At 56.8% G+C, this 22,365-nt stretch carries 15 protein-coding genes; 5 read left to right on the top strand and 10 right to left on the bottom strand.

All coding sequences use genetic code 11. From position 1 onward, the window contains the following. Positions 1-15 precede the first annotated feature (15 nt). The 3 genes from Fuma_RS28580 to Fuma_RS28590 form a co-directional block, all read right to left on the bottom strand. Positions 16-1,455 carry a DUF1501 domain-containing protein gene (locus Fuma_RS28580; RefSeq protein ID WP_077027122.1) on the bottom strand — a complete coding sequence of 480 codons (1,440 nt, stop codon included), beginning with the start codon at positions 1,453-1,455 and terminating at the stop codon, positions 16-18. A 299-nt stretch (positions 1,456-1,754) separates the two neighbouring features. Next, on the bottom strand, positions 1,755-3,095 hold the full coding sequence (locus Fuma_RS28585; protein ID WP_077027123.1) for a DUF1552 domain-containing protein: 1,341 nt from the start codon (positions 3,093-3,095) through the stop codon (positions 1,755-1,757). Between the two features lie 112 nt (positions 3,096-3,207). After that, positions 3,208-5,268 (bottom strand): DUF1592 domain-containing protein, encoded by a 2,061-nt coding sequence (locus tag Fuma_RS28590; RefSeq protein WP_229360763.1) that lies wholly within the window; start codon positions 5,266-5,268, stop codon positions 3,208-3,210. A gap of 216 nt (positions 5,269-5,484) precedes the next feature. On the opposite strand from Fuma_RS28590, the gene Fuma_RS28595 reads away from it, so the two are divergent. Continuing rightward, positions 5,485-6,915, top strand: a complete 1,431-nt coding sequence (locus Fuma_RS28595) for an oxidoreductase (RefSeq protein ID WP_077027125.1) — start codon at positions 5,485-5,487, stop codon at positions 6,913-6,915. Between the two features lie 341 nt (positions 6,916-7,256). Here the strand turns inward: Fuma_RS28595 and Fuma_RS28600 are convergent, their stop codons facing one another. Continuing rightward, entirely contained in the window at positions 7,257-7,610 is a 354-nt protein-coding gene (locus Fuma_RS28600; protein WP_077028614.1) for a cupin domain-containing protein, read from the bottom strand. Between the two features lie 100 nt (positions 7,611-7,710). On the opposite strand from Fuma_RS28600, the gene Fuma_RS28605 reads away from it, so the two are divergent. Both Fuma_RS28605 and Fuma_RS28610 read left to right on the top strand, forming a co-directional pair. Then, complete coding sequence (locus Fuma_RS28605) at positions 7,711-8,940, top strand: permease (RefSeq protein WP_077027126.1); 1,230 nt, start codon at positions 7,711-7,713, stop codon at positions 8,938-8,940. A 128-nt stretch (positions 8,941-9,068) separates the two neighbouring features. Continuing rightward, positions 9,069-10,487 (top strand): sulfatase family protein, encoded by a 1,419-nt coding sequence (locus Fuma_RS28610; protein WP_077027127.1) that lies wholly within the window; start codon positions 9,069-9,071, stop codon positions 10,485-10,487. 218 nt (positions 10,488-10,705) lie between these two features. On the opposite strand, the gene Fuma_RS28615 is transcribed toward Fuma_RS28610, so the two are convergent. From Fuma_RS28615 to Fuma_RS28625, 3 genes are all read right to left on the bottom strand, one after another. Then, the gene (locus tag Fuma_RS28615) at positions 10,706-12,529 is read right to left on the bottom strand and encodes an IS1634 family transposase (protein WP_077026532.1); all 1,824 of its coding nucleotides are present in this window, start codon (positions 12,527-12,529) and stop codon (positions 10,706-10,708) included. Between the two features lie 608 nt (positions 12,530-13,137). Continuing rightward, a complete protein-coding gene (locus tag Fuma_RS28620) occupies positions 13,138-15,609 on the bottom strand; it encodes a serine/threonine-protein kinase (protein WP_077027128.1) in 2,472 nt (823 codons plus the stop codon). Positions 15,610-15,818: 209 nt separating this feature from the next. Further along, a complete protein-coding gene (locus tag Fuma_RS28625; protein WP_077027129.1) occupies positions 15,819-16,439 on the bottom strand; it encodes an ECF-type sigma factor in 621 nt (206 codons plus the stop codon). Between the two features lie 404 nt (positions 16,440-16,843). On the opposite strand from Fuma_RS28625, the gene Fuma_RS28630 reads away from it, so the two are divergent. Both Fuma_RS28630 and Fuma_RS28635 read left to right on the top strand, forming a co-directional pair. Next, positions 16,844-17,425, top strand: coding sequence for a hypothetical protein (locus Fuma_RS28630; protein WP_077027130.1), 582 nt, complete (start codon positions 16,844-16,846; stop codon positions 17,423-17,425). Positions 17,426-17,685: 260 nt separating this feature from the next. Beyond that, positions 17,686-18,417, top strand: coding sequence for a DUF4261 domain-containing protein (locus Fuma_RS28635; RefSeq protein ID WP_077027131.1), 732 nt, complete (start codon positions 17,686-17,688; stop codon positions 18,415-18,417). A 23-nt stretch (positions 18,418-18,440) separates the two neighbouring features. On the opposite strand, the gene Fuma_RS28640 is transcribed toward Fuma_RS28635, so the two are convergent. The 3 genes from Fuma_RS28640 to rpsL all read right to left on the bottom strand — a co-directional run bounded on the left by Fuma_RS28640 (position 18,441) and on the right by rpsL (position 22,321). Continuing rightward, complete coding sequence (locus Fuma_RS28640) at positions 18,441-21,128, bottom strand: PVC-type heme-binding CxxCH protein (RefSeq protein WP_077027132.1); 2,688 nt, start codon at positions 21,126-21,128, stop codon at positions 18,441-18,443. A gap of 295 nt (positions 21,129-21,423) precedes the next feature. Then, entirely contained in the window at positions 21,424-21,897 is a 474-nt protein-coding gene (gene rpsG / locus Fuma_RS28650) for a 30S ribosomal protein S7 (protein WP_077027134.1), read from the bottom strand. A gap of 52 nt (positions 21,898-21,949) precedes the next feature. Next, on the bottom strand, positions 21,950-22,321 hold the full coding sequence (gene rpsL / locus Fuma_RS28655) for a 30S ribosomal protein S12 (protein WP_077027135.1): 372 nt from the start codon (positions 22,319-22,321) through the stop codon (positions 21,950-21,952). Positions 22,322-22,365 lie beyond the last annotated feature (44 nt).

Raw genomic sequence — 22,365 nt, forward strand, 5'->3', positions numbered from 1 at the left:
GAAAGTGTCCTGTCATCAACCAATCAATCCGTGCACGACATGTGCTTCGTCCGGTCCGGTCAATCGCTTATCAAGGCCGTTGTGGTAGAACGTCAGATCGTAATGATCGATGCCCAGCAGATGCAGCAGCGATGCATGGAAGTCATTTACGGAGACCTTGTCTTCAACAGCACGCAGGCCAATTTCGTCTGTCGCGCCGTACGCTCGACCGCCGGCAATTCCGGCTCCAGCCAGCCATGCACAAAAGCCCCAGGGATTGTGATCGCGGCCTCGTCCCTGTTCGCTCATCGGCATCCGGCCGAATTCCCCGCCCCAAATCACCAGCGTGTCGTCCAGCAGTCCGCGTTGTTTTAAATCCTGCAGCAGGCCCGCTACCGGCTTGTCTGTACGAGCACAATATTCTGTGTGGTTCTTATCGACATCGGCGTGAGCATCCCAGCCGTTGGTGTCGCCAGAATACAGTTGCACAAAGCGGACGTCGCGTTCAATCATTCGCCGAGCCAGTAGACAGCGTTGCCCGAATTCGCGTGTCTGTTTCTGGTCGATGCCGTACATCCGCTGCGTTTGAATTGATTCTTTGCTGATGTCTACCAGCTGTGGCGCTTCGGCCTGCATGCGGAACGCCATTTCGTACGCCTTCACTCGCGCCGTGAGCTGGTCGTCGTGATCACGTTGATCCAGGTGCCATCGGTTTAATGTTCGAATCAGTGACAGGTCGATCTGCTGTTGCTGCAAACTCACTTCGGGCTGCGGTTTCAAATCCAGAATGGGCGAGGTGCCCGGTCGCATGGTGACTCCCTGATACGACGCCGACAAATAGCCACTGCCCCACGCCGGAGGGCCACCCTTCAAACCGCCGCCGGGATCAGGCAACACAACGAAGGATGGCATGTTCTGATTGGCGGAACCCAGTCCATAAGCAACCCAACTGCCGACGCTGGGGTTGCCCATCAGAATGCTGCCGGTGTTCATTTGATACACAGACTGCGGATGGTTAACGCTGTCGCCATGCAGCGAACGGACGACACAGATGTCGTCTGCATGTTTGGCGATGTGTGGAAGAAAGTCGCTAATCTCAAGTCCCGAACTTCCTCGAGGTCGAAATCGCCGGACGGGCGGCAGCAGCGGATTGTTTGCAACTTTGCGACGCGTCATCACGTTGCCAAAACTTTCTGGCAACCGCTGTCCACCGTACTTCGTCAGCGCTGGCTTCGGATCGAACAGGTCTACATGACTGGGGCCGCCGTGCATAAACAGCCAGATGACTCGCTTTGCACGAGCTGCAATATTGGTTCGAACGGCAAACGGTGACTGATCGGCTTGGGCGAGTGCTGCATAGGCCAACATTCCGGCCCCGCCGCCAGCCTGCGCAAGGAACTTTCGGCGAGATGGCACTTCGAAGTTCGACACTTCGCGAAGGCTGTCTGGACGCTTATTCGATCTCACGTCGCTCATTGGCATTTCCACGAAAGGACTGATTGACGAGACGCTGATTGCGTATGGCGCACGGAAACCTTTGTTTTGGTGAAGCTCATATTCTATGCACAGAGCGGGAGATTGTGGACGAGTTTACCGCTGTTTACGCTGAATTGTTGTTCGAGAATTCTGAGTGTGTGTTCGCCTGCACTGCAGATTAAGGGGCTTCTTAGCAGAGATTGTTCCTGCGTCGCGAGCTTTCTGATTTCGCGCGGTGTTCCATGCCTGACTGTCAGTTCTCCACCCGGCACATCGCGCACAACGAAAAGCGTGCGCTGCTATACCAGCAGTGAATCAACGACGTCCGTACTATCCGCAAAGCGTTTCATGTTCAGGCCCATCACTTGTGCCTGAGTTAGCCAGAGATTCGCGAGGGGCGTTCCGTCGGCGACATTCAGATGTTTCCCCGTTTTGATTTTGCCACCACCCGAACCGGCGATGATTGTGGGCAGGTCGGTGTATTGATGAGTGGCTCCATCGCCGAGGCCGGAGCCGTACGTGAACAACGTGTTGTCCAGCAATGATGTACCGTCGGCTTCTTCGATCTGATCCATCTTCTGCACCAGATACGCAAACTGTTGCATGTGGAAAAGATCCACCTGCAGCAGTTCATCAAGGAACTTCTTTTGGTTGTGTGACATTTGATGATGGCTGCGTGGCTTGTCGAACAGGCTTTCGTACAAAAACGGCGTGTCCCAGCGTTCCGGGCCGACCATGAACGTGGCCACATTGGTCATGCCGGTTTGCAATGCCACCACCATCAGATCGCCCATCAGCCGGATGTATTCGCCCCGCGGCAGGTGAGCTTCCGTCGGTTCTTCGAAGCGAACGGTCGCCAGTTCACTCTTCATTTTTTCCAGCTTGTCCATCTGCTGTTCGATTGTGCGCACGGAATCGAAGTATTCGGCGAACTTCTCACGATCGCTGCGGCCCAACGTGTGGGTCATTGAACGAGCGTCCTCAAGCACGAGGTCGGTGATGTTGCGATAACGGTCGATGTCCTGAGTGCTGAACAGTCGTCGATACATTTTGCGCGGATCGCGAATGGACGGAGCCACATGCCCGGTGCCGTACCACGAGATGTTATCGAAGTAGATCGATTCTTTGTTGTCGCGATGACTGTTGCAGCTGAACTCCAGCGTGGGAAACGGAGTGGCTTTGCCGACGTGATCAGCAACCAGGTGGTCCAGCGTGCGACTCAATGGCCAGGCTGATTCCTTCACGCTGAATGGCGGGGCGCTGCTGAGATAACACGACGCACATTGAGCGTGCACGTCAGTTCCCTGCTGAAACGTGCGGTCCATGCCCGTGATCAGCGTGACTTTGTCTTTGACGGCATCCAGCGGTTGCATGGTCGGCGTCAGGTTTAACGGCTGAAGCCCCAATGGAATCTTCGCCTTCGTTTTGATTTCTTCCTGACTGCTGGTGAACTTCGGAATGGCCGCTTCCCCTTCACCCGGAAAGAAGCCTCGCCGCACAACACCGATTGGCACGTAGTAGAACGCCAAACGCTGAGGAATCGTCTTCCCCGAGGTGCCTGCGTTTAGACTCTCCAGCCACAGCAACGACAATGCCGTGCCACCCAGGCCGCGAAGAAAAGTTCGTCGTGTGGTATTCATGGTTTGTGTTCCTCGTTCCCGTAGCTCGATCTCTCTGAGTCGAGTGCGTTTCCGCTTTCGGGCCAAAGGCCCAGCAACTTGCCTGGCCCGGGCGAACGGCCTGGAATTTCGCTCAGATTCCTCGAAACGGGTCGCTCATTACAACCGCCTTTATCATCGCTCGCATGCGGTAGTCACGGAAAGCCGATTCTGCGGCAATTTGCCCGATCGCCGGCGAATCGGCGACTGTCAGCTCACGAGCCAATGCAAAAGACAGCAGGTGCGACGCGAACGCTTTCGCAAAGCGGTCTTTTTCAGCCAGAATTGCGTCCTTGAATTCCACAACATTGCTAAACGAATTTCGCCGGAACAGCGTCCCGTTCATGTCAACATCGCGACCATTCGAATAAGCATCACGCCACTTTCCGGTCGGGCCAAAGTTTTCCAGGGCAAACCCCAGCGGGTCGATTTTCTCATGGCACCCTGCACAGTCGGCTCGTTCGCGATGAGCGGCGAGGCGTTCGCGCAGAGTCAGATTCTGTTCATCCGGTGGAGGTTCTTCGGCCAGCGGCGGTACGTCGGCCGGAGGTGGTTCCGGCGGATCGTTAAAGATGACGGCCGCCAACCATGCTCCGCGCGTAATCGGCTTTGTGCGTTCCGGGCCCGACGTCATTGTCATCACGGCTGCATTCGTGATGACACCGCCGTAACGACGATCGGTGACAGGCCTTCGAACGAAGGGAATCGCGACAACTTCATTCTTCTTCGGTGCTGAAGAATTCTGGTAGTAGATAAGTTCCAGCCGGTTGGATCGATAGCTGAAGTCTGCATCGATCAGGTCCAGGATCGGTCGGTCTTCGATCAGCACCGTTTCAAACAGAAGCAGAGGTTCCAGCATCATGTGCATGCTGTTGCGGTACTTGGAAAAGTAGAAGTCTGGAAACCGTTCACGATCCGGGACGGACGAAATAATGCGATCAAGCTGCAGCCATTGAGCGGGAAAGCTGTCGCAGAATCGCTTCAGTTGCGGATCGTCGAGCATGCGATCGACTTGTGCGGAGAGCACGGCCGGCTGGCTGAGTGTTCCGTCTGCCGCAAGGTTCAGCAACGTCTGATCGGGAATACTGCCCCAAAGGAAGAACGACAGCCGCGAAGCCAGTTCGAAGCTGTCGGATTGCTGCGTTGCTTGTTCAGCCTCATTGTAAAGGTAGAGGAATTTCGGCGAGGCGATCGCTGCCGACGCGACTGCTTTCATGCTGTCGGTGAATGAGGTGCCCTGCTCCATTAACTTGAGCACGTGATTTGTGTAGCGATCCAGCAACTCATCCTGCACTGGGCGGCGAAATGCATGAGTCAGAAAACCGGACAACCGGTGCCGCACTTCGACTTCAACAGGTTTATCCGGTGCGGGGTGAGCGAAGAAAGTTTTCCAGATGCCGCAGGTTTTCGCGTTGAAGTCCGGGCTCTCCACAATCGTGCGGCTCAGATTCAAAAACGATTCGTACAACAGCGGCGAAAGTGAAAGGTGATCGCCTCGATTGTCGAAGCCATGTTCTGCCCGCAAATCCTGAGGGAACGGAGCGACTCCGGCTAGTCGAGCTTCAATCAATTGCGACTTGCCCAACGGTCGACTTCCAACCTTCACCCGATCGGGCATCTTGCGGCTGGCCGGTTGAAAGTATTTACTATGATCACGAACCATCCGTTCCGGCAGCGCGAAGACGACTCGCTTAAGCTGAAACAGATCCTGCACCGCGTTGTTGTACTGAAATCGGTTCATCCGACGAATCGGAGTATCTTTTGCGGCTCTGTCTTTAGTCAGCGCCGTATCCAGCAGCAATCGAAATTCAGCCAGTAGCTTCTGTCGCAATTTGGGCGGCAGCGGCGGTTCATCTTCCGGCGGCATCGCGTTGGTATCGAGTGCCTCGATCAGCTGACTAAGCAGCTCCGCATTGTCCGTCAGATTTTCCGCCGCACGCAACTGCAACAGGTTTAGCTCGGCCTCGATGACGTCCTTCGCCCCGTGACATTTGCCGCAGTGTTGCTTGAATGCCGGCTTGACGATCGTCGAAAACGAATCGACATCAGCGGCCTTAACGGACGGCATCCCTACAGTCGCGGTCACCAGCAGTAAGGCTGCCAGCTTTAGCGCTGCGGGTGACGTGCGTAGCCGACAGGTTGGTGTGCCGTTCAAAATCAGTTCCTCATCGGGAGGTTTGTCCTGCTCAACCCAACAAGTGTCACGATTCGGGCGGTGATTGCAACACCTTGTTCGATTTCGCGCCGGGTGGTCCACAACCGGAGGCACCAGTTTGTCACGCGTATTCCAGAATTGTAAGCTCCGCACCCTGTCTGGTGCTGTTTTCGTGCCGTGTCATTCGTTTGTTACCTGGATCCGCAGTCTCTGCCCATGGCTTTTCCCCGAATATCGTCTTACAAAAATGTTGACCAGTTTCGCGAACGCCTCAGCGAACTCAGCCTGGACCTGCCGGTGGACGACGAGGTGCAGTCCGGAGACGATGCCGTGCTGGCTCAGCCGCTGGTGAGCAAAGCGGGGCTGATTGGCAACCGATTTTGCATTCTTCCCATGGAAGGCTGGGACGGCACGGCTGACGGCAAGCCCACGGACCTCACTCGTCGTCGCTGGCAGAACTTCGGTCTAAGCGGCGCGAAACTGATCTGGGGTGGCGAAGCCGTGGCCGTCCGGCATGATGGGCGAGCTAACCCGAATCAATTGCTCATTAACGATACCAACCTGAAGGACATCGAAAGTCTTCGGACACTTCTGGTCGCGACGCATGCGGAGCACTTTTCCAAGACCGACGATCTGTGCGTTGGTTTGCAACTCACTCATTCCGGTCGTTACGCCAAGCCCAACGACAAACACACGGCAGAACCACGCATTGCGTACCGACATTCGGTGCTCGATCAGCGACTCGGCATCGACAGCGATGACAAGTTGTTAACCGACGACGACCTCAAGCAGCTGATCGATGACTTCGTGGCCGCCTGCGTTCTGGCTCAGAAGGCCAGCTTTGCATGGGTCGACGTGAAACACTGTCACGGGTATCTCGGCCATGAACTGCTTTCTGGTTTCGACCGCGATGGTGAGTTCGGTGGCAGCCTGGAGAATCGCACACGGTTCCTACGCAACATCGTGGCGGGTATTCGCAGCGAAGCGCCTGGCCTGGAAATCGGCGTGCGAGTCAGCGTGTTCGACTTTGTGCCGTTCGAACCGGGCGACAACGAAGAACGTACGGGTATACCATCGGCGACTGCACCTTATCAACATGCCTTCGGCGGCGATGGCAGTGGCCTGGGAATCGATCTGAGCGAGCCTTCAAAATTCGTCGACCTGCTGGAAGAGCTGGACATCGATCTGTTGTGCACGACCTGCGGCAGTCCTTACTACAACCCTCATATACAACGCCCGGCTATCTTTCCGCCGTCGGACGGGTATCAACCGCCGGAAGATCCGCTGGTGGGAGTCCACCGTCAGATCGCCGCAACCGCGGAACTGAAAGCGAAGCACCCGAGCATGATCGTCGCCGGCACTGGCTATTCGTACCTGCAGGAATGGTTGCCAAACGTCGGGCAGGCGGTCGTGAAAAACAGCATGGCGGACTCCGTTGGCCTCGGCCGCATGGTGCTGTCATATCCCGAACTGCCCGCCGACGTGCTGGCCGGAAAGGTGATGGCTCGGAAGAAAATCTGCCGCACGTTCAGTGACTGCACAACGGCACCAAGAAACGGCATCGTCTCCGGCTGCTATCCGCTCGATCCGTTCTACAAAGCAATGCCCGAACGTGAGCAGTTGCTGGCGATAAAGGCAGACATGTGAGGATCGTAGCTTGAGCAAGGGGCAACGCCCCGCTCGTTTACCTGGCCCAGCCCAACGGGCTGGGTTCCCGTCCAATATACGTCGAAGGGCCAACGGCCCGGCAGTTTGGTCGAGCGACGATGTGCAAATGGTCGGACCTTCGGCGCTACGCGGGGCGTCATCCAGCTCCCAGCCCGTTGGGCTGGGCTATGCGAATCGCTGGGCCGTTGGCCCGAGAATACGAAACCACACGACGTCAACGAATACATCCCAAGCTGCGAATCACAACAACCGGTTTTACCGCGCATCCAGCGACACTCCTGTTGCACATGCCAACCGTCCGCCGGGGCCGCCCCGCTACTTTAATCCGCCGGGATGTACTTATTGAATGCCTCAGCGTAGTCCTCGCGAACCGGGCTGAAGACATCCAGAGCGACGGCAGGCCCGTCGACGGCGACTGCTTTGTGAGGCGTGTTGGGCGGAATGATGTACATCTGGCCGGCTTCCAGAATTCGAGCCTCACCGTCGATCGTTAATTCCAGTTTGCCTTTCAGCACGATGCCGCCCTGTTCGTGAGGGTGATCGTGCGTCGGGATGGCGGCTCCTTCGTCCATGTCAACGTGTGACAGCATGAGGTTCTCGCCGTAGGGCGTGCGCAGGCGGCAGCCGGGGAGCGGTTCGATGGGCGTCATGTTTTCGATGTCGATGAAAGGCATTGGGCGGACTTTCTGAAAGAAGGGGCGAAGAGCGGCGTTTGTCCGCAACCACCGAATTCCTATGGTCGAAGCAACTGCAGCGTACTAACATTTCTACACAATGATCAACGCACTTTGGACCATCTGGCTGGAACTCGCCCCGTGGCTGCTTTTAGGAGCCATCGCCGGAGGATTGTTACACGCGCTGCTGCCAGCGGGATGGCTGCAGAAGCATCTGTCCGGTCGCATGGGTGTTTTGAAAGCCGTGTTCCTGGGCGTGCCTCTACCGTTGTGTTCCTGCGGAGTCATTCCAGTGGGACTCGGCCTGCGGAAGAACGGAGCCAGCAATGGCGCAGCCGTCGGCTTTCTAATTAGCACGCCTCAAACGGGAATCGATTCCATTCTGGTCAGCGCCTCATTTCTTGGCTGGCCGTTTGCGATTCTGAAAGTTGCCGTAGCGTTTGTGACCGGATTGGTGGGCGGCTTGACGGCCGATCTGGTTGCCCCGTCGTCAAGTATCGAAGACGCCGTGCCATCGCAAGTCGCAAAGAGTTCAACCGGGCGCTTTCGTGCGGTGATCGATCATTCTCTTGAGCTGATTGAATCCATCTGGGGCTGGCTGGTGATTGGCGTGATTGTGTCGGCCGCGATCACGTGGCTTGTGCCCGAGAATTCACTGGCTGACATCCCCGCAATGTCCGGTGTGGCCGCTTTGTTGATCACGCTGGTGATTTCGCTGCCTTTATATGTGTGTGCAACGGCTTCGGTACCCATTGCCGCAGCGCTGGTCGCAAGCGGTCTGCCCACTGGAGCGGCGCTCGTATTTCTGATGGCTGGCCCGGCCACCAACGTGGCGACTCTTGGAGCCGTTTATCGGGCGCTGGGTGGACGGACTTTGGCTGTTTATCTGCTGATGATTGTCGGCGGCAGTCTTGTCGCAGGCGTCGCATTCAACCATCTGATTAATCCGTCCGTTATGGCGTTGCACGCTCACGACCATGGAGCCACATGGTGGCGAATTGCGAGTGCCGTTGGGCTTGCCGCGTTGATTGCATGGTTCGCTGTTCGAGATCTGCGACACTGGCTGAAGCGACGCCGCCGTCCAACAATGCCTATTGAAGATTTGCAAACGATCTCAGTGGCAGGCATGACGTGCGATGGCTGTGCGGCTAAGCTGGCTCGCGGCCTGGAAGCTCATCAGGACATTCAACGCGCTGATGTGTCGTTTGCAGACGGCCGAGCTGTTGTATGGGGTTCGGCGAGTCACGATACGGTGTGTGACCTGGTCGAACAGGTGGGGTTTGTTCCTGAAGCTAAAGCCAGCAACGACACAGCGTCGGCTGCGAAGTAAACTTCATCAGTTTCGCCGACCGTCGTGCGAAGTCCTTGGTTCTCGATGAACAGCAAGTATCAGGACGAGCAGTAGAGACGAAGGTCGAGGGTGACCCCAGCAGCCATCAGAATGAAAAGAGCCCCTTCATGCTACGAACCCTGGCAACCTGCATCATCTTTGTCACATTAACGCTTGCGAGTCGCGCCGGTGATCAGCCAAACGTCCTAATCATCATGGCGGACGACTGCACCCATAACGACCTGCCTTTGTACGGCGGTCAGAATGCGAAGACGCCTAATATCGATGCCTTTGCAGCTCAGGGCCTGACTTTCAACCGGGCGTATCTATGTTCGGCGATGTGTCAGCCGTGCCGAGCTGAATTGTTTACCGGGCAGTATCCGCTGCAAAACGGCTGTGCATGGAACCATTCGGCCAGCCGCCCGAACGTTAAGAGCATGCCGCAGCATCTTGGAAAGATTGGGTACCGAGTTGGCCTTGCCGGAAAAATTCATGTGAAGCCGGAGACCGTATTTCCGTTTCAAAAAGTCGAGGGCTTCGACAAAAACTGTGTACGCAACCCAACCAGGACGCACGACGTGTCTGGTGTGAAGCAGTTCATGATGGAGGACTCCCAACCGTTTTGTCTGGTCGTGGCTTTGGTGGAACCGCATGTGCCATGGGTGATGGGCGATGCATCGCAGTACCCGCCGAATAAAATCAAGCTGCCGCCGAATATCGCAGACACCAAACGCACGCGAGAAGACTTCGGACGCTACCTTGCCGAAATCACTTACATGGATGGTCAGGTGGGCGAAATTCTGAGTGCGTTGGATGACAGCGGCAAAGCGAACGACACGCTGGTGCTGTTCACTTCCGAACAGGGTTCGCAGTTCCCCGGCTGTAAGTGGACCAATTGGGATACCGGGCTACACACGGCACTGGTTGCTCGTTGGCCTGGCAAAGTTCAAGCTGGTCAACGCACGAATGCGCTGGTGCAATACTGCGACGTGCTGCCAACGCTACTGGACCTCGCGGGTGAAATGCCTTCCCCCGACATATTTAACGGAGTCAGTTTTCGCAGTGTGCTGGAAGGAGCGGCCGCCAGCGAACGCAAATACGTTTACGGGATGCACAACAACCTTCCGGAAGGCCCGCCCTACCCGATTCGTTCGGTCACCGACGGCGAATTTCGCTACATTCGCAACCTGACTCCTGATGAGCTGTACATCGAAAAGCATCTGATGGGGACGAAGGGCGACGGCGGACTCAACAATCCATACTGGGGCACCTGGACATGGCAAACTCAGGAAGACCCCGCTACGTATCAACTGGTGAAACGCTACATGCTGCGGCCTGCGGAACAGCTCTACCACACGACCAAAGATCACTATGAAATGAATAACCTCGCGGCCGACGCCGACTTGTTGGCTCGCAAGCAAGAGCTATCTGCTGCATTGGATCAATGGATGAAGTCTCAGGGCGACCCCGGCATTCCGCAGGACACGATGAAGTCACTGCAGGCCGCGCGAAAGGGAAACCACCTGTACGCACCGGGCGGGAATTAGCTATTGCCGAACCTTGCTAACCAAAGGCGGCATGTGGTTGATTGACGCTTTTTCGAAGGTCGCCAGGCGAGCTTGCGCTGGCCGAGACTCCGGGGCGCGTCCGGGAATTGCTTGAGGTTGCTGTCAAAGAATCGCGGGATTTTGAGTCGTTTAACCCAACTTCCCCAACTCGAGTCACGAAGGCAGTGTTTTGTGGGGTGAGCGGCCAGAAGTTTCCACTACATTTGCTTTTGGATTATTTTTGAGGGCAGTTTGAGGCTCAGCTTTTCCAGAAGAATCTGCTGATGGTCGGACGGCTTTGAGACGCAGCGAGTACGGATCTCCGGGCCGGTGCGAGTGGGCAGGACGACGTCCATCGAACGGATCTCCGACAGCTCCGCAAGCACACGGCGCGGTTCGTCGCCCAGCCCTGCTTTGCTGCACAACTGACCAAGCGTCTTCCACAGGACGTATGCCAGAAAACACACGAAGATGTGTGCCAGAACACGTTCCTCCTTCTGATGCCAGATCGGGCGGATCGAAAGATCGCTTTTGTGGATTCGGAACGCGGCTTCCGCTTCGGTCAGTTGGATGTACGCCTTCCAAAGTTCTTCGTCGGACCAGTCGCTGACATTCGTTCGCAGCAGATAGCATCCGGAACTCAGAGTCGCCCAGTCACGCGTAGCTTCGATCTTTGACCATTCGATGCGTGCGGCCCCGTCATCTGTCTTCGTGACTTTCACGTCGAAGAGCTTTGCCGCTCGAGTGTTCTTTCCGAGCAGCCGGCCGATCTCACGTTCGACCTTCATCGGGTCGCGTTTCTGTTTATCGCACCGCGCCGTCATGCGGATGAGCGACTCTTCGATCTTCTTTTCGAAGCGCTGTGTGATCGCTTCTTCCTTCATTGATCGATCGCGACTGCGACACAGGATGAATGTCTCCGGCGATGTGTTGCAGTCTTCCGATTCATCCGGATCGTCGCTGCCGGGCCACGGCACGACCTTGACTTCCAGGCCATCGCGAATGCTGGTCCAGTCTTCCTTCAGCAGCTCGTGTTCAAACTTCTTCAGCATCGATTTGGGAGTGCCGACGATGTAGCGTCGACCGCCTTCGCGCAGGAATTCGATGTTGTCTTCCGACACCATGCCGCGATCCATGACCCAGATGCGATCGCTTTTCCCGTAGCGTGCTTCCATCGTTTCGACGATGTGTTCCACGGTAGTAACGTCGGCCGTATTGCCGGCAAACACCTTGTATCCCAGCGGCATTCCGCATCGAGACACCACCAGCCCGATGCAGACCTGCTTGCAGTCGCTGCGGTTATCGCGCGAATAGCCACGCTGAGCCAGCGGATTGCGTTCGGCCTGACCTTCGAAGTAAGTGCTGGTGACGTCATACATCAGCAGGTCGTATTCGAGATCGAACAGATGGCCAAGGCGATTCTTCAGATGCGTTTCCAATGCGTCCTTGTGCGGCAGCAGCTGATCGAGTGTGCGGTACAGCCGATTATCGTTCACACGTTCTTCGCTCACGCCGAGCAGATCCCGCAGTGCCGTTTTCGGATACCATTGTTCGGCGGTGAAGAGTTCGCTGGCAGGTTCGAGCAGCCGCGCAATGATCAGAATCAGCGAACTCACATCCCAGCCGACCAGTTCACGACCTTCAGGGATCGCGTTGCTCAGGAACGTATCCAGTTGCAGCGTGCGAATCAGGTGCAGAGCCATCCACGGCCCGCCGAACTGTCGCAGGTTTTCCACACGAACTCCGGCGGCGTTGACTTCGACCCATCGCGGAGTCACGGCAGACGCATCATCATCGAACTCGAATCGCATCTGTCGACTGAGCGGTTGTGACTGATCAGCGGTGACACCGGGTGCAACCTCATCGCTACCGGCCAAAACTTCCGCCGCCTGATGGACGCCCAGTCGACCGGCTTCGTCAAGCTTCCCCAGCCACGCGACCACCCGCTGCCGCGGCCCACTGGCCGAGCGATACGATTCGACCAGCGCCCAGTAGGCGTGGCGACGACCGTTTTTGATTCGATGGCATTGGCGAATGAACATGATCGCAAATGCTACCGACCGATCTCTGACCGGCCAGATCAGAGGTCGTCACTACATCGTGTTTCAGATTTCAAACGCTGGACTTTTGAAACTTCGATAACAAAAACACGCCGAATAAATTCTCTGCAACCACATTTTGTGCCGCTGCTGGGGAAGTTGGGCTAACCCGTAGCCGGAGGCGCAGGCGTTGCTGAGGACGGCTGAGTCGCAGCGGAAGCGGAACACTCAAGTGTGCCGATCAGCGGACGCCTGGGCCTTCGGCTACGGGTTAAACGATCCGCTGGCTTCGCCGCCAAATCACGCATTGAACTATTGGCTCAGCGGCAAGGTTTTAGGTGGCCCGTCAGCGAAGTGCCGCCCAGTAGGTCCTTTCTGCCAGGCAGGATTTTCGGCATAGTATGTCGAGTCTATTACAGCCGGATAGATACGAGTCTACGAGTCGTTTAACCCGTAGCCGAAGGCGCAGGTGTTGCTGGGGACGGCTGAGTCGCAGCGGAAGCGGAACATTCAAGGGGGCCGATCAGCGGACGCCTGCGCCTTCGGCTACGGGTTAAACGATCCGCTGGCTTGGCCGCCAAAGGTCGCCTTCGGCGACGTGCGATCGGCAGTCATTCGCCGTGCGAAGCGAGAAACTCGCGGAGGCGTTTCTTAGCAGCCAATGTGTATCGGTGGTCGGAACCGCGCCCCTTCGATAACACCGCAACGGCCTCGCGCAGAAGCTGTTCGGCGTCGTCTAAACGTTCCGACCCGATCAGTGCATCGGCCATTGTGTTGCGAACGTCCATTGTGCGGCCGCGCTCCGGGCCGAATTTTTCGTTGTGTAGTTGAAGACACGGCTCCACCAGCGACAGGGCTTCTTCAAATTCGCCCAATCCCACCAGGATTCTGGATAAGGCGAGATGCGTCTCCAGCGTCTCCCGATGCGAAGCACCCAGCAATTCACGTTGCTCATCAAAGACAATGGCAAACTGTTCCTTTGCCGCTTCCAATCGCCCTTGGTCCTCCAGGACATTGGCGAGCGAGTGTCTCCACTCCAACACATCCGCCCGCATTTCCCAGCCTGGTTCGCCATCCGCTGCCATAAACTTTTCAGCCTGCCTCAACACCGTTTTCAATTCCTGTTCGGCAAGTTCCAGTTTGCCATTTCTGGCGTGGAAGATTGCTAGATTGTGCCGCAGCGTCAGCGTGTCTCCCGAACCCTGCTCGGCCAGTTTGAGTGCGCGACGAAAAAGTTCCTCAGCCTTGTCTCGCTCGCCCATGCTGTTCCATGTTGCGGCCAGGTTGTTCATGGCTGAGTTCGTGTCCGGATGGGTTTCACCGAGGGACGTTATCCGCTGATTCAGCACGAACTCACGTAGTGATGCCGCTTCCGTCATGCAGGCAGGGTCGTGAGTCTTTCGCAGCGATCCGGCCAGCCGATCCATCACATGCAACGTTTCGGCAGCGGTTTCGCCATAAGCTGTTCGGCTTGCCTTCAATGCAAGACGGTACTGCTCGATGCTCAACGTGAGTTGATCCAGATCGCGCAGCGTGCGGCCCAGCGTCGCACGCACGTTTGCTTCAATGCGAGGATGCTTTTCGAACGCATCGTCGACACGTGGGATGGCAGCGTAAACGGCGTGTCTGATGGTGGCATCCTGGCCTTCGGGCGAATTCTGCGCAGCCGCCAGGATATCGAGCACGAAATTGTTGACGGCTGCCGTAGTCGCGGCTTCCTCTTCCGCACGAGCTGCCTCTTCTGCCGCCCGTGCTGCTTCCGTCTCGGCTCGAATGGCCTGATGTTGATAGGCGACTGCGTTCGCTTCGGCTCGCTGCCACTGAATAAATATTCCGACGGCACCGACAGAAAAAGCTGCCAGCATACCAACCGACAACGCGGCGATGGTAGGTTTACGACGGCACCAGCGAATCAGCTTTTCGCCCGATCCAACCGGGCGAGCCTTCACAGGACGGCCATCCAGAAAAGCGTCGAGTTCTTCTGCCAGTTCCGCCGCCGAGGCATATCGCGTGGCGGGATTGTTTTGCAGGCATTTCAGACAGATGGATTCCAGATTCACCGGCACGGAAGGCACCAGAGCTCGCACGGGCACGGGATCGCTTTCGCGCACCATAGCGAGTGTGTCTGGAATGTTGACGCCACGAAACGGAGGCCGTCCCGTCAGCGCCGCGTACAAGACCGCGCCCAAGCCGTAGATATCCATCGCGGGCGTCGGAGTGTCGCCGGTGGTTTGTTCGGGCGACATGAAGCCCGGTGTGCCAAGCATTGTGCCCGACACTGTTTGGCTGTCGACGTTTAAGTTTCGAGCCAGTCCGAAGTCACACAGCTTGGCGTTACCGTCTTCGTCCATCAACACGTTTGCTGGCTTCAAGTCGCGATGAATGACGCCAAGTTCGTGGGCGGCCGAAATTGCGCTGGCGATCTGAGCGACTATTTCCGCCGCTCGACGCGGTGACAGTACTTCGTCCTGCAATACGTCGCCTAAACTGCCGCCCTGCATCAGTTCCAAAACGAGGTACGGCCGTTTCTGATATTCCCCCGTTTCAAAGATTTGCACGATGTGAGGGTGATTTAAGCCAGCGATCGTGCGAGCTTCCGCCTGAAATCGAGGCACAGCATCCGCCATCGGGAAAGCAACGATCTTGATCGCCACTGACCGACCGAGTTCCTCATGCTCCGCCTTGTAGACGACCCCCATGCCGCCTTCGCCGATTCGCTCCTGCAATTGATAGGCCCCAATCTGCTCTAGTACGGGGAGCTCGGGGAGCGGTGGCCACGGTGACGAATCGCTGCAGGACTTCGTGTCGATGGCAGATTCCGGTTCCTTCCGATCCGACACCAGCTGATCGAGAACGCCGACGTGTTCCGGAAAATGAACGTGGTAGTTTTTCGCCGCCATCGTCCGCCCAGACTTCAGGCAGCGTTCCTGATCGATCTGCACCAGCTCGCGAAACAACTCCGCCCGCAATTCCGGATCGACCCTGTTCAGCATGGACGATATCGCCGCCGGATCATGCTTCTTCCACCCGCGATCGAATTCGTCGCACAGGTCATCAATCTGGTTGCGAGTTTCGATGTCCAAACTATTCGTCCTCAACGAGGGCCAGTCGCTTGATTCGGGCTTCGGCTACAGCGTTTCACGCTGACTTGTGGCCGCGGAAATCGGTTTTTGTCCAACGTGGGCCGGTTCCCACGAACCAGAACCGTCCACAACAAAACGTAAATTGCTACAGCGTCTGAAAACACGTCCTCTGGTTGCTCTGATGGGACACACAACCACAGAATAGTTTCCTACTCGTCATCAACCTGTCCCAGCCACGTGTCGCGAATCAAATCCAGTTTGCGTCGAATGGAACGTTCTGAAAGGTTGGTCCTCTGTGCGATTTCCGGCGTTGAATATCCATCCATCCGCAACTTTGCGATGTCACGCATCTCGTCGTTTCGCAAAGTCTGCATGAGTAGCTCGTAATCCTCCTGCAAAACGGCCAAAGTTTCCGGGTCGGGATCGGAACTTTCTAAATCATCGAGCGACATCTGCATCGAAGGGCTGCCACCGGCTGACAGATCCGCTTCCCCAACGACCTTTCCGCTGCCTCGTTTTTGAGCCACATTGCGACGAATCCGGTTCACGCATTTGCGATGAGTCATCGTGGCTAGCAGCACCCACAGTTCTTCCCGATTGGTGATCTCCTGAAATCGATTCGCGGCGGCTCCAGCACACAGGCTGTCCATCACACTCAGCGCCACGTCTTCTTCGTCTTCGACCCGCTTTTCAGCATTTCGCAGATGGCTCTGAGCCAGCCGGACCAACTTCTGAAAATACCGGCCCCAGACATTCGCCACAACAGTGTTGCCGCCGTCGCGAAGGTCGACCAGCCAGCCGGAGACGGATTGTTCGGAAGAAGGTTTCATAGGGTTGGCCCTGAGTTACGGAAGACGGCGACGCGTCGACTGCGAATCGTACCGGCAGGGAGCTTCCGTGTAACCCGTTCAGGCGTCGCGGCGTCGATAGCCAACCTCTGTTGCTGTCGACGAATGCTGAAAAACGCAGGGAAAACCGAAGCAATCCATGACGTTGTGAAGTGCACGCCAAATTCGCCCCGTTTCCCCTTGCGTGGCGGACGGTTCGGGCTGGTGGGAAACAGCACTCATCGTCTGAGCCGTTCGTTGGGCGGCCACACGTCAGTGAGAATCGCTGCAAGAACCCGTTTGATAGCCTGCCAAAGGTGCGTGGATTGCATGCTGCGTAGCTAGGTGTCGGGATCCCCGGGAGTGCGGAAGTTCAATGGCGTGGGGACGGATGGTCGTCGGTCCGCGTGGCAGACATTGACCCGCACGCAGCGCACGGCAGCCACCATGGCACTTACCACCTTCACAACGGCCACTACTATTACACGCCACGAACGGTCTCAATCAGCATTGGTGTTGCACCTCGACCGACTCAGGTCCAGTTCGGCAGCTTTTCGCATGTCGACGACCTTGCCAGCTGTCTGGAAGAACTCACCAACGAATTCCTGCTGGACCTGCACTACAACTATTCTCACAACCATGGCTTTATGGAAACATACGCCGAAGGCTATCACCTGCTGGAAGTTGCCAAGTACATCCACGATGCTGAACACGCCAATGATCAAGCCGCCATTCGATCTCAGCTGGACGGCATGGACGCTTTGTTCCATCACCTGCAGGACGACGTGTGCGGCTGGTCGCGTCGTCACCATCGTCAGGTCGGCCAGCTTGGCATACTGTCGAAGATGGACATGATTGAGTCGATTCTGTATCACCTGATGAATGATGTCGGGGTTCAGCAAGCTCCGGAGTCTGCACACGGAATAGCACCGCCACCCGGTGGCGCTGGGCCCGCGCCGCTGACGACGGCGCCACCTCCGACGCGTTAGTCGCTGATTCCAATTTCAGCCATATCTGAATTCAGACCACGTGCGATTGTGCACGTCGCGGGCCAGCACGGTCGGGTGGCTTTGACGTCGGATTGCCTATGATCGATTGGGCCACAATTGCCAAAGCGATTCAGCCCGGCTGCAGGGCGTCCCACCAAATTCTCCTTCACTGGTGAATCGAACGCTTTTTTGCTTCATGCTGCGACTGATTGCACGGCCGCGCCCTTTCGTTTTGCGATGCCGGTCGGCACAATATTGGCATGAGCGCAACCAATTCCAACACGACCATCTCGTTTCGCATACCAGGCAACTGGGAAGAGCCACGCAAACTTGTCGAAGCTTTACCGGACGACCACCGATTGACGGCTCATTCGCTGGTACTTCCTGACGGCCAGGAAGTTGAGTTCAATGCCGTGCCGCCGGATGAACATTTTGCCGACGTCTTTCAGTCGTCATGCCGCACGCCGCTGTCAGAAGGTGAGGCGGCTGCCGTCAATTCGTACACAGTAAACGTCGTGTTGAGTGGGCCGGGCGGTTCCCTGGAAAATGCCAGAGCAATGATGCGAGCTGCGTCAGCGATCATCCGTGCAGGCGGTGCCGGAGTGTTTATCGATAACAGTGCGCTGGGTCACGCCGGACATGTGTGGTTGGAAATGACGGACACGGACGATGTGGACGCCATGAGTTTTGCGTTTGTGAGTGTCGTGAACGGTGAGTCCAAAATCTGGACGGTGGGCATGCAGGCACTCGGGTTCGCTGATCTGGAAATGGATCACGCCTGCGGCCGGGGCGACGACGTCATCGAAGTGCTGCGATACATCTGCAGTAGCGATCGCCCTGTTGTTGACGGACACATCATCGCCAGTGAAGACGGGCCTCGGTATCAGATCGTCGCAAAAAAAGACAGCATGTCTCCATCAGGGAGTCCGATGTTTAACCCGCATGGCCGCTATCAGATGAAGAGCGTCCGTCGCGTTGCGGAAGAAAACTGACATCGCTGCCGGCGAGTATTTCTCTACTTCGTGGTCTGGTTGCGCAAGCCGGTGGGGGAAGCGTCCGCGTTGTGCTGCAGAAAGGCGATCAGGTCACGCAATTCGCGGATGGTCAGCGTGTCAGCCAGACCGTTGGGCATGAACGATACGCGTGCATCCACAATCGATTCCACGTCGCCAGTGTTGAACGTAACCGTCCGACCGGTTGCGTCTCGAAGCTGTTCCTTTGTGTAGGATCTCAACCGAATGCCCGTGAAGGTACGACCGTCCTTCAATACGATCGTCCGCGGCTGGAATTCCGGTGCCATGTCCGCGCTTGGTGTCAGAATGGACTTTAGCAGGCTGGCTCGTTCGTCGGTGGTGTTACGTTCTCCGAGCGATGTGAGATCCGGTCCCACTACGCTGCCTCGCCCATGATGTCGATGGCAATTGCTACACGAAGTCACTCGCGCGTGATGAAAGATACGGCGACCGGCGGCTGCGTTTGGTGGTGATTCGATTTCGTCCAGTAATGACTGCCACGCTTTGATGTCTTCCACAGCAGGCCGACCGTCTTTTACCGATTTCAGGTCTGTCACTGCCTGGACGAGATCGCTGGAAGTCGGATGCCGCTGTCCGATTTGCTTCACAGCGGCGAGTTGTTGTTGGGAAAGCTCCTGAGAACGCAGGCACCGCAGGGCTTCCTCACGAACCTCGCGTTGTTCGTAGTCGCACAGTCGAAGCAGCAGGTCGAGGTGGTCGGCTGAGACAGCTGCCAGGCCAGCCACCGCTTCAGCTCGCAGAACGGGATCACGATCTGCGTCGTCTGCAATCTCCGTCAGCAGCGCATGGGTCGCCGGGGCGTTGGCGGCGCACGTTCGAACTACTTCGAGAGATAACATCGCGTCATTCACCTCCAGCAGTGTACGAAGCAGATCGACGTTAAGTCCGGGCGGGAAGGATCGCACCAGTGGCCCATCATCGCTGGTTGGCCGTGGCCCGGTCGGCAGCAATCGCAGTGCGAAGGCTCGCAGAACGGGACTGCTGTCATTGTCTTTGACTCGAGCCAGCAAGAGATCCAGATCGCGAACTCCGGCTCCCGGTTTGTCGTTCAGAGTATTCCAGGTCGCGAGGGCGGCTTCGAACAGGTCGTACGTGATGTCGCTGCGGTTAAGGATCGCCTCGACTTCGGGTAGGAATGCCTTCTGTTCGGCAAATGCAATCCACTTCAGCGCTTCGAATGTCACATGCGGGTCCGTATCCGTCAGAAGAGCCTTGATCCAGGTTTCCGGCCCAGCCTTTGCCAGCGCTAGTGCTTGAGCGGCATGTTGGCGTTCGTCGGCTGACCAGCGGCGGAATTCCGGAACCGTCCACGATGGGGATTTTCTGGACAGCGCCACCAAAGCGGCTCGAGCGATAAACGGGTCATCGTCACCTGCATGCTGCATCAACTGCGATCGATCAAACGAACCTTCGTCCTTTCGCAGGCGTTCAGCCAGCCTGGCGGCGTTATTCTTAGGCTCCAGTTCCAGCGGTCCCAGCCAGTCCTTCGCTTGTGTCAGATCAATTTCCAGCTTCCAAAGACGCCCCAGTCCGTGCGCGTTGTAGCGGCCGTCGACCCAGTCGGCCAGATACCAGACGCGACGGTTGTCGTCATCGTTGGAAGGATCGCGAGCAATGCAGGTCGGACGAAAATAGCGACCGCCCTGCACAATGGTCTTCAGGTCGGCGTCGTAAGAAGCACCTCGGCGACGCAGTGGCATGAAGTCGATGCGATGATCGCCCCATGATGGCACCAGCAACCCGCGCCCCAGTGTTGCAACTCCACAGGGAGCTTCACCCGTGGGATGCACCATCGGCAGCGAGCCCGGCAATTCGCCATTCCAGCAGACGAACGGGTGATGTGCCTCGCCACCGAACTGCCGCCGGTATCCGTAGTCTCCGCCGTCGACAACATGCAGCAGGCGGCACGGCGGGCGTTCGCCTGGATCATTTTCGACGGTAAAGATTTCGCCGTCACTTCGCACACAGGTCCCGAAGGGATTCCAAACGCCGCGCGTGAGCTGCCGCAGGTTTTCTCCGTCCGCAGAACATCGAAAGACGCCGCCCTGACCGGCACCGCGAATCGCAACTTGATCCGTGCCGGTAAGCTTCCACGGATTGGCAAAGTTTTCACCCAGACCGAAGATCAGGTCACCGTTGGGATGCCATGCCAGTCCTGAGAGACCGTTGTGGGGATAGACGGCATCAGAATTCAATACGACAAGGTCCTGTTCTATGTCCGCCTTGCCGTCTTTGTCCGAATCTTTGATGCGCAAAATGCGGTCACGTTCGGCAAGGTAGACCCAGCCATCAGGGCCCAGTTCCAGGTCCATCGTCGCTGTCGTGGCATTGTAGAACGCCGTTCGCGTTCTCGGATTGCGTACGTCACTGCGGTTCGAGTCGCCGTCGTTGCCGGCCTCGGGGGTGTTCGCTCCAAAGACCAGGATTTCATCATGGCTTGGCCCCGTGTAGTCATCAGCAGGCAGGTGAGTGTGCGTTGCCACAACCCAGATGCGGCCCTGACTGTCCACATCAAGCCCGGTGGGGGTCACGAGTTGTGGATGTTCGGCTACGAGGGACAGTTCGACTCCTGGCTGAAGTGACTGAACCTCGGGTTCGGGATCAGCAGCCGCGACGTTCTCTGCGGAAACAAAACAGGCAAGTAGAAACTGAAGCACATGTCTTGGCATGAAGGGCCTCAATGATCTGACGATGGAGGGATTTACAGGCAGGTTGATCCGACCGGCGTTGTATGTGGATGCGAGTTACACGCCGGTTATACAGCGGGTCTGGCGACCGGAGCATCATAGCACGATGAAGTCGAGGAATGCGAAGGCCGCATCCCGCTACGCGCAGGCTGATCACTTGGGGGCCGATTTCCCGTCGTAGGCAATCGACGCCTACAAAAAAAAAGCGACGCCGTCAGAAGTTGATTCTGACAGCGTCGCTTTAGTTTTGCATTCGATGAAGTTGCTGGCGGCTGGCCTACCAGGCAAAGTGCGAGAACGCTTTGTTGGCGTCGGCCATGCGGTGTACGTTTTCTCGCTTGTTCATTGCGGAGCCCTCGCGACGGAACGCGGAAAGCAGCTCGTCAGCCAGAGACCGTCCCACCGGGCGGCCTTTGCGGCCTCGGACGGCTTCCAGAATCCAGCGGATTGAAAGTGCCTGCTGTCGTTTTGCACTGACAGGGGTTGGAACCTGATAGGTTGCACCGCCGACTCGCTTAGAGCGAACTTCAATTGCTGGCTTCACGTTGTCCACAGCCGTGACAAACACGTCTAAAGGATCTTCGTCAGGAAGCTGTTTGCGGATGATTTCCATCGCATCGTAAACAACTCGCTGCGCGACGCTTTTCTTGCCATCGTACATCAGGCAGTTGACAAACTTAGAAACGAGTTTGCTGTTGTACCGGGTATCCGGCTTCAACTGCATGGGGCTGGCTGTGAACTTTTTGACCATGTTGGTAAGTACTACTTAACGAATATTGGAAGTCTTATGAGGAACTCTCAGCCTATTTAGGACGTTTCTGGCCGTAACGGCTTCGAGCCTGTCGCCGATCACTCACACCAAGTGTATCCAGCACACCTCGAACAACTTTGTATCGCACACCTGGCAGGTCGCGGACTCGACCACCACGGACAAGTACGATTGAGTGTTCCTGCAGATTGTGGCCTTCACCCGGAATATAGGCTGTGCATTCTTTGCCATTGGACAGACGAACACGAGCCACTTTTCGAAGGGCTGAGTTCGGCTTTTTAGGCGTCACAGTCTTTACCTGCAGGCAGACGCCTCGTTTTTGAGGAGAGCCTTCCAGCAGCGGAGTCTTATTCTTACTCTTTTGCTGTTTGCGAGGTTTTCGGACCAGTTGATTAATTGTCGGCATGACACATTTTTCCGGACGGTGCGACCTTATTGGGCCGTGTACAA

It is taken from the genome of Fuerstiella marisgermanici (genome assembly GCF_001983935.1).
GTDB lineage: Bacteria > Planctomycetota > Planctomycetia > Planctomycetales > Planctomycetaceae > Fuerstiella > Fuerstiella marisgermanici.

Coding starts and splice junctions, on each gene's coding strand:
- Fuma_RS28605 (WP_077027126.1), top strand. CDS start 7,711: ATGATCAACGCACTTTGGACCATCTGGCTGGAACTCGCCCCGTGGCTG.
- Fuma_RS28585 (WP_077027123.1), bottom strand. CDS start 3,095: ATGAATACCACACGACGAACTTTTCTTCGCGGCCTGGGTGGCACGGCA.
- rpsG (WP_077027134.1), bottom strand. CDS start 21,897: ATGGTCAAAAAGTTCACAGCCAGCCCCATGCAGTTGAAGCCGGATACC.
- Fuma_RS28610 (WP_077027127.1), top strand. CDS start 9,069: ATGCTACGAACCCTGGCAACCTGCATCATCTTTGTCACATTAACGCTT.
- Fuma_RS28595 (WP_077027125.1), top strand. CDS start 5,485: ATGGCTTTTCCCCGAATATCGTCTTACAAAAATGTTGACCAGTTTCGC.
- Fuma_RS28615 (WP_077026532.1), bottom strand. CDS start 12,529: ATGTTCATTCGCCAATGCCATCGAATCAAAAACGGTCGTCGCCACGCC.
- Fuma_RS28625 (WP_077027129.1), bottom strand. CDS start 16,439: ATGAAACCTTCTTCCGAACAATCCGTCTCCGGCTGGCTGGTCGACCTT.
- Fuma_RS28640 (WP_077027132.1), bottom strand. CDS start 21,128: ATGCCAAGACATGTGCTTCAGTTTCTACTTGCCTGTTTTGTTTCCGCA.
- rpsL (WP_077027135.1), bottom strand. CDS start 22,321: ATGCCGACAATTAATCAACTGGTCCGAAAACCTCGCAAACAGCAAAAG.
- Fuma_RS28600 (WP_077028614.1), bottom strand. CDS start 7,610: ATGCCTTTCATCGACATCGAAAACATGACGCCCATCGAACCGCTCCCC.
- Fuma_RS28580 (WP_077027122.1), bottom strand. CDS start 1,455: ATGAGCGACGTGAGATCGAATAAGCGTCCAGACAGCCTTCGCGAAGTG.
- Fuma_RS28635 (WP_077027131.1), top strand. CDS start 17,686: ATGAGCGCAACCAATTCCAACACGACCATCTCGTTTCGCATACCAGGC.